This is a genomic window from Borrelia puertoricensis, assembly GCF_023035875.1.
GTDB classification, from domain to species: domain Bacteria; phylum Spirochaetota; class Spirochaetia; order Borreliales; family Borreliaceae; genus Borrelia; species Borrelia puertoricensis.
In genome coordinates this window covers 17,091-27,593 of sequence record NZ_CP075382.1, presented here as the reverse complement: position 1 = coordinate 27,593, position 10,503 = coordinate 17,091, and the positions used below count along the sequence as shown (strand labels likewise).

General features: G+C 28.8%; 13 protein-coding genes. 11 read left to right on the top strand and 2 right to left on the bottom strand.

The window, feature by feature from the left end; all coding sequences use genetic code 11:
* Window positions 1–183: 183 nt before the first annotated feature.
* The 4 genes from bpuSUM_RS04960 to bpuSUM_RS04945 all read left to right on the top strand — a co-directional run bounded on the left by bpuSUM_RS04960 (window position 184) and on the right by bpuSUM_RS04945 (window position 2,619).
* Window positions 184–1,524, top strand: coding sequence for a DUF244 domain-containing protein (locus bpuSUM_RS04960; protein WP_247066586.1), 1,341 nt, complete (start codon window positions 184–186; stop codon window positions 1,522–1,524).
* A gap of 10 nt (window positions 1,525–1,534) precedes the next feature.
* The gene (locus bpuSUM_RS04955) at window positions 1,535–1,744 is read left to right on the top strand and encodes a hypothetical protein (protein WP_247066584.1); all 210 of its coding nucleotides are present in this window, start codon (window positions 1,535–1,537) and stop codon (window positions 1,742–1,744) included.
* A 16-nt stretch (window positions 1,745–1,760) separates the two neighbouring features.
* On the top strand, window positions 1,761–2,132 hold the full coding sequence (locus bpuSUM_RS04950) for a single-stranded DNA-binding protein (protein ID WP_247066503.1): 372 nt from the start codon (window positions 1,761–1,763) through the stop codon (window positions 2,130–2,132).
* Between the two features lie 70 nt (window positions 2,133–2,202).
* Window positions 2,203–2,619, top strand: coding sequence for a DUF261 family protein (locus tag bpuSUM_RS04945; protein ID WP_247066582.1), 417 nt, complete (start codon window positions 2,203–2,205; stop codon window positions 2,617–2,619).
* Window positions 2,620–2,752: 133 nt separating this feature from the next.
* Here bpuSUM_RS04945 and bpuSUM_RS04940 read toward each other — a convergent pair whose 3' ends face one another.
* Complete coding sequence (locus bpuSUM_RS04940; protein WP_247066580.1) at window positions 2,753–3,493, bottom strand: tyrosine-type recombinase/integrase; 741 nt, start codon at window positions 3,491–3,493, stop codon at window positions 2,753–2,755.
* 471 nt (window positions 3,494–3,964) lie between these two features.
* Complete coding sequence (locus tag bpuSUM_RS04935; protein WP_247066578.1) at window positions 3,965–4,402, bottom strand: Mlp family lipoprotein; 438 nt, start codon at window positions 4,400–4,402, stop codon at window positions 3,965–3,967.
* A 166-nt stretch (window positions 4,403–4,568) separates the two neighbouring features.
* Here bpuSUM_RS04935 and bpuSUM_RS04930 point away from each other — a divergent pair, with 166 nt between their 5' ends.
* The 7 genes from bpuSUM_RS04930 (at window position 4,569) to bpuSUM_RS04900 (ending at window position 10,489) form a co-directional block, all read left to right on the top strand.
* Window positions 4,569–5,135 (top strand): DUF603 domain-containing protein, encoded by a 567-nt coding sequence (locus bpuSUM_RS04930; RefSeq protein WP_247066576.1) that lies wholly within the window; start codon window positions 4,569–4,571, stop codon window positions 5,133–5,135.
* Window positions 5,136–5,146: 11 nt separating this feature from the next.
* Entirely contained in the window at window positions 5,147–6,499 is a 1,353-nt protein-coding gene (locus bpuSUM_RS04925; RefSeq protein WP_247066643.1) for a PBSX family phage terminase large subunit, read from the top strand.
* Window positions 6,500–6,540: 41 nt separating this feature from the next.
* Window positions 6,541–7,098, top strand: coding sequence for a Bdr family repetitive protein (bdr, locus tag bpuSUM_RS04920; RefSeq protein WP_247066574.1), 558 nt, complete (start codon window positions 6,541–6,543; stop codon window positions 7,096–7,098).
* 111 nt (window positions 7,099–7,209) lie between these two features.
* On the top strand, window positions 7,210–8,445 hold the full coding sequence (locus bpuSUM_RS04915; protein WP_247066572.1) for an anti-CBASS protein Acb1 family protein: 1,236 nt from the start codon (window positions 7,210–7,212) through the stop codon (window positions 8,443–8,445).
* A gap of 14 nt (window positions 8,446–8,459) precedes the next feature.
* Entirely contained in the window at window positions 8,460–9,131 is a 672-nt protein-coding gene (locus bpuSUM_RS04910; RefSeq protein WP_247066570.1) for a DUF1357 family protein, read from the top strand.
* A gap of 12 nt (window positions 9,132–9,143) precedes the next feature.
* The gene (locus tag bpuSUM_RS04905; protein ID WP_247066568.1) at window positions 9,144–9,698 is read left to right on the top strand and encodes a DUF228 domain-containing protein; all 555 of its coding nucleotides are present in this window, start codon (window positions 9,144–9,146) and stop codon (window positions 9,696–9,698) included.
* A gap of 5 nt (window positions 9,699–9,703) precedes the next feature.
* Window positions 9,704–10,489: a DUF228 domain-containing protein gene (locus tag bpuSUM_RS04900; RefSeq protein ID WP_247066566.1), complete on the top strand. Its 786-nt coding sequence runs from the start codon at window positions 9,704–9,706 to the stop codon at window positions 10,487–10,489.
* Window positions 10,490–10,503 lie beyond the last annotated feature (14 nt).

Genomic DNA, 10,503 nt, shown 5'->3' with positions numbered 1-10,503 from the left:
TATTAAACTCCTTTTGTTCTTATTACTGTTAATAATAACCCAATTATTAGTAATAAGTAAATCATTAGTTAGTAAAAATATAAAATATTTTGTTAGATTAACAAAAAAATATATCAAAAGTTTTGACAAAAACAATTTTTGTTATATTATTTTATTTATAAAGAAGAACAAAAGGAGTTTAATATGACAAATATGACAAAAACAAATGAACAAAAATTAGAGGTGGGGATGCAACAATTTGATTTGTACAGGCAAATGGTATTTAAGGGTTTTGAATCTTTTGCATATCAAAGTCAAGAAAATCTTAAAGGTAAACAAAAACAGTTAAGTAAAATAAATAAGGTAGGACGTAAATTACCAAAAATTGGTAAGAATGAGTATTTCAAGTTTAATAGTAAGGTTGACTTTAGTATGCAAAGAAGAGCTTTACACAGGGTAGGAGCTAGTGAAGTTGGTAGTCTGTTTATGGGAGCTGATTATTTAGAAGAGATGTTTATCGTAAGAATTCTTAAATCTATAGGAAGGGAAATGCCTTTTGAAGATAATTTGAGTATTAAAAAGGGAAAGGCTTTAGAGAATTTAATAATTGACGAATTTGTAAAAATTTATGATAAGAATATTCATATATTACATAAAAATAAATATTCAAACGGTATTGATAAATATAATTACTTTAAAAAAGTTGGTAAGAGTGATTGTTTAGTTGGTGCTACAATTGATGCTTGGTTTGTTAACGGGGAAGGTGATGCTGAACTTTTAGAGATAAAATGCAGCGATTCATTTCAAATACAATGCGGTGCTTCTGAATATAATAGAATTGGTAATTTTCTAGATAATAAATATTTCTTTAAGTATTACGTACAAGTACAGATGCAACTCTTATGTACAGGATTAAAAAAAGGAAACTTATTCTTTTTATTTGGTGGAGATACTACAAACTGTGTTATTGAAAGAGACGATGCATTTATAGCAAAGATTATGTTTTATATGGTGGCTTTTAATGTTGAGATTAACAACGCTCTTAAGTATATGAGAAGCTATAATGATATTGAGAGTGCAAGTGATGAAGAGTTAGTTAAGAGAATAAAATCATTTTTAAATAAAAGTGAATTTTATAATACCTTGGCACAATTAGACTTTAGACAAGAATTTCTTAAGTTTGTTAAGTTGACAAATCTAGAAGTTGAGAATGAGCTTGGTTTAAAAAATGATATTTTTATTTTAAATAAAATGGTTGAGCATATAAGTAAAGTTGAGGCTGAGAAAGCAAAAGAAGCTGAGGAGATTACCAAAGTAGTTAAATTAAAAGTAAAAGAAAAAATTCAAGATATGATGAGGACTTATTCAATTAGTAATAATATCTATTATAATTTTGAAGGAATTTTATTCTCGTTAAACATGAGAAAAAGAGCCATTAAAGATAGGTTTAAGGTGTTTAGTGATAGTTATACACAAGTGAATGGACTTTCTAATTTTAGTAGTAATTCAAATGAATGGTCTACACCTATTTTAAAAGCTGTTTAAGGGTACCTTTATGAGATTTATGTTTATAGCTTTATTTTTAGTAATTACTTACAAGATTTTAAGATTTTTATGTAAGTTTGGTGTGAGAAGTATAAAGAATCTCGTTCAAGCTTATTATGCAAGACGAGAATTTTTAGAAAATCTTGAGAGACTTGATTGTGATTTAAGACGTATGGAACTTTTAAGTAGGCTTCATGATGAGGAGAGTCCTGGTGTTTGATATTAACTCGTTAAGTATGTCTGGTCGTTTAACAAGAAACTGTGAGGTTATTTATACTAGTAATAGTTTTCCTATATTAAAATTTACACTAGCTAATAATAGAGGTGTAAAGAAGAATAACTGTGTTACAAGACAGGCTCAATTTTTTGACTGTGTGATTTTTGGAGCTAGAGCTGAGAGTCTTGCTGCTTTACTTAAACGAGGGGTTCAAGTTGTACTTAGTGGAGCCCTATCTTATTCAAGTTGGAATGATAAGCGTACAGGTGAGGGTAAGAGTAAATACAGTATTTTGGTAAATGATATTTGCGTTTTAAACTCATCAATTAAAACACAAGATATTAATGAGAATAAGCTTGAAGATGAGTTTTATGAAGATATTCCTTTTTAATATCTATATTTAAGTTAAGGGAAGTAGGGGTGGGTAGTTTAAAAAATAAAGATTGTAAGTGAGATTATATATGAAAATAACGCAAAATAACCCAAATTTAGTCTCAGCAGTACGTCAGTGGGGATGTTACTTTTTATCCCTTCATTATTACGTATCAGTTTTTAAAAAGTTGCAGTTTAGTGTTCTTGATATAAATAGGAATTATCATAACTTTGTTAAGTCAGGGTGTATGAGAAGTAATTGTTATATTCTAAATCCATGCGCTGTACTGAGACGGTTTGATATCAGTGCAAGTGTGAGGTGGGAGGGACCTGTTTACAGATGTTTAGATGGAGAATTTGAGATAAGTGAAGTTAAAATAAAAAATACACCAGGATATCATTTTATAGCAACTAATTTGTCTTCTGTACTTTATGATTCACTCTCTCTTAAAGAGCGAGGAAGGGAGTATAATGTTACGTCTAAACGTGTGTTTAGAAAAATATAAATCTCTATTTATAAAAAAAAAGAGACCGGAGAGTCTCTTTTTTTTAATGGTAAAAGGTTAATATAAATATTTTATAAATAAGCTGTATTTATTATACATAATATTTTGTAAAAAAATAGATATTTAGCAAAATTTATTTCAAGCTAGTTTTGATATCTTTGTAAGCCTGTATTTTACTTGCACTTGAGAGACCATAAACATTATCAATCTCAGAAGTAGATGAATATTTCATAAGTTCTTTTATTTGGAATGCATTATAACCACGTGATTTTAGAGTAGCTATGAATATATTTCTACATAAATGAAGAGATTTTCTTTCTTTAAATCCTCCCTTAATGAGTAATTCTTTAAATTTTTCGGTAATCTTTTTTATATTAATTTTATTATCACGAAATCTAATCTTACTTTTTTGAAATAGATATGTACGTCTTGCATCCATACCTTTTTTTTCGAAATAAGTTTTATGGGCCCTCATAATAGCGTCAAATTCATCTTTATTAATTACAACTTCTCTTATGCAAACACCTCTTCTCTTTTTTGCAACATTAACACGCAGGCTATAGAGTAGTTCATTATTACTACCTTTTTCTTTTGATATCTGGTCAAGTTTTATATTTTGTACCTCAACACCCCTACAACCAGTAACTGAGAGTAAGTGTACAAACCATCCTGAAATGGGGTCTAGACTTTTAAGTCTCTCTATAGAGCGTTTTACGAGTCTAATTGTCTTGTCATTAAGATAAAATCTAGTTTTGGGTTTAGTAGTAATTTGCTTTTTAGAAGGATTGGTAATTAACAACAGTTCTTCTCTTAAGAGTTCATTTTCTTTAATTAAATTTTTTATTTTTTCTTTAAGTAAATCATTCACTATCATGTAATTTTAAAGTTAACTAAATATTATAAAAATTACTAAACTTGTGTAAAAAATATTAGCAAATACTTACACGTAGAGTCAATTTTTAAAGGTCGCCATTGTATAGAAAATATGCTCTTATACATATTTGTAATAAATATAAAGGATATTTTTTTGAGAATTTAGGGAATATAACTAGCATTCTTTCCATTGTTATTAACAAATACTTATAATTTTACTTTCTGTTTACTTTATCTGTCGCTTTAGTACCTTTCAACTTTGCAATGATGGATTACTTAGTACAAAATTTAAATTCTCTATCTCTGTTAACTTAAAGTTTACTTTTATAGTTACTCTTACCATTTTTATAACGAGTTTAATTTATTTTCTATTACACATCTTTATCTAGAATTTTTGTTACCTTATTCTCTTAAATCTTTCTTTTTTAAATCCCCATTTCTTAACTTTCATCTTTAGTTATTAGAGGCGTATTTAACTTCCTGCTCCTACTTGACAAGTGCTTGTTGCTTGATTTTTAAAATCATTGAGTGTACTTTCATCCATTTTGCTAAAGTATCCTTTTACTACTTGTTTAAAAGTGCTTTTACCCTCATCATTTCCGTTACATTTTTCGAGCTCAGTATGTATATGTTCAAGTGCAGCTTTTATCTTTTCTTCATCTAGAGTTAGAAGTTGATTAAACTTTTCCTTATCACCTAATGCCTCTTTTAAAAAATCTAGGTTTGATTTTTGATTATCATTTAGCTTTTCTTTTAAGGCTTCTTCAGGTGTTTTTTGAACTTTTTCTGTTTGTTCTGAGTTTACTTCTCTTTTGCTTCTACCTCTACTTTTGATGTCTTTATAAGAATCAAACCATTCACAACTACTCATTAGTAATAATAAAATCAAAATAAAATTAATTTTATTCATATAAATCCCCTTATCTTTTTTGTTTTAAAAATATATCTCTATTTACATATCTTTAATGTACATTTACGTATAAGTATTAATTGTTTTTGTAAAATTTATTGTTTTGTTATAAATTTTATGTTAAATATATTTTTGTTAACCTATTAGTTAACTTATATTAAAAGGTATGAATAGGGTAAAGAAATCGTTTGATGATTATGTTGTGTATTTTAGAGAAGGGAAGCTTAATAACACTGGTATAGCAAAAGAGCTGGGAGTTAGTCGTGTTAATGTAGGAAAGATGAGACGCAAATGGGAAGCGCTTAAAGATGACCCTGAGTATATTACTGGTGCTGCTAAGCTTACTATTTGTGAAGATACTTTAAATAATATCTTATTTCATGCATCACAAAGTACAGCCCAGGCGCGTGATCTTAAAAGTCAGTTTAGTATGGCTAAAAGTATGTTGGGACTAGAATTTATAAATTCATTTAGTCGTTATTTAGAGTTAGAACTTAAAACTCATAATTACAAAATAGAAGAACTCGAGTCTCAAATTAGCAATCTTTACAAGAAGACTTTAAGTAAAAAAGTTGCACATTCAGAAGAAGAGAGTCGTGAGCTTGAAGAGTTAAAACTTAAACTCGATGAGCTTAAAAGGGAGAGAGAACTTAAGAAGATGTCACTATGTTACAAGACAATGCTAAAGCTTAAAGCTACTGATACAGATGTGCGCTCTAAATTACAAATTTAAAGGATATGGTAATGGATATATATAAGCTGCCTATATTTAAAGAAATGCAGCGAGAGTACAAGCGTGATTTTGGTATTGATATAATGGATTTTATTAAGCCTAAAGCATTGGATATTGATTTTAAAGGATTTGAAAGTAAATATTTAACTTCAAAACAACTTAAAGTAGTACGTAATATCGAGAAGAATAATCAAAGTAAAATTATTTTATCTGGTGGGATTGCAAGTGGTAAAACATTTCTAGCATGTTATCTATTCTTAAAAATACTGCTTACAAATAGGAATGTGTATAAAAGAAATACTAATAATTTTATAATAGGAAATTCCCAAAAATCATTAGAGGTTAATGTTATGAGTGAGTTAGAAGATATTGCTAGTATGCTTAAAATACCCTTTAGGCCAAAATTTTCTAATACATCATATTTTGAAATAGACTCACTAAGAGTTAATTTGTATGGTGGTGATAGGGCAAGTGATTTTGAGCGGTTTAGAGGCTCTAATTCAGCGCTTATTTACGTTAATGAAGCAACTACACTGCATAAAGAAACATTAATAGAATGTTTAAAAAGGCTTAGAGTAGGAATGCAGGCAATTATATTTGATACCAATCCAGATAGTCCTGAACATTTCTTTAAGCTTGATTATATTGATAATACAAAAATTTACTCTACATATAACTTTACAACATATGATAATGAATTAATTTCTCGGGATTTTATTAAAACCCAAGAAGAGATTTACAAGGACATTCCAACATATAAGGCAAGGGTTCTACTTGGAGAATGGGTCTCGTCCTGTGATGCGATATTTACTAATGTTAATCTTACAAGTAAGCATGAATTTATATCCCCAATAGCGTATTTAGATCCTGCATACAGTATAGGAGGCGATAATACAGCTCTTTGTGTTTTGGAGAGAGTAGATCAAAGTTATTATGCGTTTATTTTTCAAGAAAAGTTACCAGTAGGTGATCCTAAAATGTTAAATACAATTAAAACTATACTTACAAATCTTAATGTACACAAACTATATGTTGAAGATAGGGATAACGTTTCTGGGCATGGGAATGTGACTAAAATGTTTCTTAAACTTAGGGCGGGTATGAGTCATAAGTTTAAAATTGCTCCAATTAAACCTCTAAGTAATAAATTTACTAGAATTGCTACGTTAATAGAGCCATTTGCAACATCTAAACTTAGTATTATGGATTATTCAAGTAAGTCAGCTATATCTGATATTTATAAGTACAAAGGAGATGGGAAGAGTGATGATGATTCATTAGATAGCCTATCAGCATCATATATGTTATTGACTCTAAGTATGAGTACTCTTAAAGCTCATTTTACTAAAATAAGGTTCCTATAACCGTTAAAATATTATATAATAATTATATAAGGAGTGTTTTTATGGGACTTGCTCAACGAGTTATTACACAGCAAATGGTTATAGCTGAACTTACTAAAGCCGGTATTAAGAGAGATATTGCTATTGATCTGTCTTATAGGTATTATCGTAATGAGCTTACGCACAAAGATATTGAATTCTTAAAAGAAAACTTTGATATAAAATTGAAACACTTAGAAGATGGGATTAGTAGTGTTAAGGATGAGCTTAACACCAAAATAGATACTAAATTTAATGAACTCGATAAAAAAATAGATACCGTTGAGAATAATCTTAACACCAAGATTGATACTAAATTTAATGAACTCGATAAAAAAATAGATACCGTTGAGAGTAACTTTAACCTTAAGCTTGAAAAAGTTGAAGCTCTCTTACAATCTGAGATTAAATCTGTCAAAACCGACCTGGATAACAAAATTGATACTAAATTCAATGAACTTGATAATAAGATAGAGAAATCTACATTAGAATTTAAAAACACATCTAAACTCCATAATTGGATGTTTGGTACTATCATAACTCTTACTTTAGGTATTTTATTAGCATTATTATTGAAATAATTTTTATTTCCCCCCCCAATTAGTACAGATACAATAAAATATCTATATTTTATCGTATATGTATTTGTTTCTTTTATTTTGACAAAAACTATTATTTTTGCTACAATCTATATGCAAACTGAAATTAAAGGAACAAATTTGTATTATTTTGATGAAATAAAGAAACGATCAAATAAGATCTGTCCTTTGGAATTATATAAATATTCGCTTGTTTTTAGGAACTATATAGAGAATCCTGCTGAGGATGCACTGAAGAATGGTATTCATCTTGAAAGTTTAGATAATATTAGTGAATCTGAGATAGCAAGACTTAAAAGAGAGCTTAAAGATGCTCTTTTAAATCTTATAATTAGTTATAGATTTAATGGTGCAGGATATATTTTAGTTCTAACTCGTGATGAACTGACAGAATTAGAAGAAGAAGTAAATTCTGAATTGCCCATTGGATTTAAATATCTAGATTTCAATTTAGTTAAAGATTTGGGTATTCATGATCAACATATTACTTACACAGTAAAAGAAGGAAATACCACTTATTCTTTAGTTAAGATACATAAGAGTAGACTCATCATTTATGATAATTATGATTATGTCTTAAAACGTTACACACCATGTTATAGTGAAAGTTTTTTACTTAATATTTATCTACTTGAGAAAATTTATACAGAGATAGATAAGAGAATAGAGACACATAATTTTCTTTTTTATAAAGATGAAGCATTAGTTGGACTTCAAGATGCACTATCAAATGCAACTGCATCATTAAACAGCTTAACACATAGAAATAATAGTAATAATGGATTATTTGCAGGTCTATTTCAAAGACAAAGACAGGATAATAACAGCATATCTGATCTTAAGAGTATTAATGATAGTCTCTCAAGAGAAATCGAGAGATTAAAGTCAAGTTTAAATAATGAAGGAATATTTTACACTTCAACAACAGATGCATCATTAGAGGTAATTAAGTATGATCTTACGTATTTAAAAGAGGCATTGGCATTAGTAAAAGCTAAGATAGGAGCAGATACAAAAGAGCCACTAACTCGAAGTTTTAATGAACAGACTAAAGGTTTGGGAAATGATGGTAAGGGAGATAGATCCAATTATTATGATTTTCTTAAAGGAATACAAGAAGCAGTAGAGATTGCTGTCAATATTAAACTATCTAGGTATTTTGATTTAGAGATGAAATTTAATTCTCTTGTTATGCTTAGTGAAGAAGAGAGAGTAGATAGAGATCTCAAATTAATAGAATTTTTCGGTAAATATAGTGAACTTATAAATAAAAGTGTTTTAAGCAAAGATGAGATATCAAAGCTAAAAGAAAAATTATTTTCAATTTAGGTTAAGGAGTTTTCATGGAAAAAGATTCAGATGTAAATACAGAAGAAGTAGTAATACAGACTAATGATAATAGCTCTTCTGATAAGTTTAAACGTATAAGTCAAGAAGAGTTTGAAGAGTATATGCAGCTTAAAGAAAAGGTAACTCGAGAAGATGAAAGGGTTAATAAATTAAGTATAAATGACCGAATTGCACGTGAACTTGCAAATGCGGAAGATAGAGAGCGAGTAGAGAAACAGTTACTCTTAGAAGCTGAAAAGATAAATGAAATTGATCAATTAGCAAAAGCACATTTAAGCAAGCATTTTGATAAAGATATGTTACTTTCTAAAGGTTATTCACTGAAAGAAATAATGCAAGCACAAAGAAGAGAGTTAGTGAGAAAATTTGTTCCTAAAGAACAAATAAAAGCTATTTCCAAGCTAGATAATTTTGAACATTTAGATGGAGAGATATTAGAACAACTTGTATCTTTAGCAAAAGTAAATATAAGTATGAGAAAACGTGCTGCAAGTAATATTGATTCTAAGCGTGGTGATATTATCTCTAAAATAGAGAATAGAATATCATTATTAGATTCAGGGTTCTCACCAGTTAACTTTGATGAATTTAATATTTCTGTTGCAAATGCTTATAAAGATAGAATACATGAGTTTTATAACCTTAAAGAGAAAAAAACAGCTTAAGGAGATATATGCATGTCAGAGACTATAACAAAACTTAAAGAAGAATATGATAAAAAGGTAAAAGAAATACAAGACCTAATGAAAAATCCAAATAGGGATCCTGGTCTTTTTAGTAATAATGTTGATTTTAGAGATAAGAATTTAACCTTTGCTAATTCTGGTGGAAGTATAACTTCAAAAGTAGATAAGTTAGAGAATTATCCTGTTAAAGGATATCCATACAAACGTGGTGTTAAGTTATCTTATGAGGCAAGTGATAATACTGAACCTTGTGTAGAAGCTGGGGGTGGTACTGATTTATATGGTATATGCATAGATATTGATGACTTTACTGGTATAGCAACTGTACTGCCAATAACAAATAATTTTACGGGATATTTAGTAGTAAAACAGAGCAGTCAAAGTTCAATTACTCCTGGTACCAAAATTAAAATTAATACAGATGGTGAAGTTGAAAATAACAGCAGTTCAGGTGGTGTTAATGGAATAGCCTTATCAAAGGCATTTCAAGTTAATACTAACTTATACATAGCATTAGTAAGTATATGTGGAAACAGAGGTAGTTAAGAATAGTGACTAGCAAAGCAAACCCATCAAAAGATGAACTTAGAAGTGATCATGATACTCAAACTGATTTTCAAATGGGTGATATTGATTTAAGTGATACAGAAGATCAAGAGCTTTTTAAGAATCTATTACAAGAATCCCAATTACAAGAGGATTCTACAAGATCAAAAAGACGAAGTAAAAGAAGCACCCCAATATTAGAAGAAACTACTGAAGGTAAGTCACTTAAAGAGATTATCTTAAAATTAAGGAAATACTTTAAGAGTTTTGATACTCAAGCTGCTGTGTTTAAAGCACCAACTACTTTTCAAGATAAAAACATAAGAGTAGATGCAATTTCACAATCTCTCTCAAGTAGTACAGATAAATTAGAAGAATACCCAGCTTTAGGATTTCCATATAAGCGTGCAGTAAAGCTAAAAGTAGAGACAGATACTAAAAAAAATGACGAAGTTCAAGTTGAAGTTAGTGATGGGAATAACATGTATGGAATATGTGTTGATATTGATCCTTATACTAATGTAGCAACTATACTTCCTATTACGAATAATTTTACTGGATATGTAATTGCCCAAAGCTCTGATAGTTTTAAGATAGGTGATAAATTAGATTTTAATTCTAATGGAGAAGCTGTTAAATCATCTAATACCTCATCAGTCAAAATTAATGCTATAGCATTATCAAATAAATTTACAATACAACTTACTAATGATGAGAGTAAGAAAAGCAATGATGAGTATACATTAAATTTAGTTAAAATAGCTCTTTATGGAAATAAAGCCATTGGTTAAAGGAGAAGATTTAC

Bases quoted from the DNA above. Each gene is read 5' to 3' on its own strand.
- bpuSUM_RS04950 (WP_247066503.1), top strand. From the start codon at position 1,761: ATGTCTGGTCGTTTAACAAGAAACTGTGAGGTTATTTATACTAGTAAT.
- bpuSUM_RS04925 (WP_247066643.1), top strand. From the start codon at position 5,147: ATGGATATATATAAGCTGCCTATATTTAAAGAAATGCAGCGAGAGTAC.
- bpuSUM_RS04935 (WP_247066578.1), bottom strand. From the start codon at position 4,402: ATGAATAAAATTAATTTTATTTTGATTTTATTATTACTAATGAGTAGT.
- bpuSUM_RS04940 (WP_247066580.1), bottom strand. From the start codon at position 3,493: ATGATAGTGAATGATTTACTTAAAGAAAAAATAAAAAATTTAATTAAA.
- bpuSUM_RS04910 (WP_247066570.1), top strand. From the start codon at position 8,460: ATGGAAAAAGATTCAGATGTAAATACAGAAGAAGTAGTAATACAGACT.
- bpuSUM_RS04905 (WP_247066568.1), top strand. From the start codon at position 9,144: ATGTCAGAGACTATAACAAAACTTAAAGAAGAATATGATAAAAAGGTA.
- bpuSUM_RS04945 (WP_247066582.1), top strand. From the start codon at position 2,203: ATGAAAATAACGCAAAATAACCCAAATTTAGTCTCAGCAGTACGTCAG.
- bdr (WP_247066574.1), top strand. From the start codon at position 6,541: ATGGGACTTGCTCAACGAGTTATTACACAGCAAATGGTTATAGCTGAA.
- bpuSUM_RS04960 (WP_247066586.1), top strand. From the start codon at position 184: ATGACAAATATGACAAAAACAAATGAACAAAAATTAGAGGTGGGGATG.
- bpuSUM_RS04955 (WP_247066584.1), top strand. From the start codon at position 1,535: ATGAGATTTATGTTTATAGCTTTATTTTTAGTAATTACTTACAAGATT.
- bpuSUM_RS04930 (WP_247066576.1), top strand. From the start codon at position 4,569: ATGAATAGGGTAAAGAAATCGTTTGATGATTATGTTGTGTATTTTAGA.
- bpuSUM_RS04915 (WP_247066572.1), top strand. From the start codon at position 7,210: ATGCAAACTGAAATTAAAGGAACAAATTTGTATTATTTTGATGAAATA.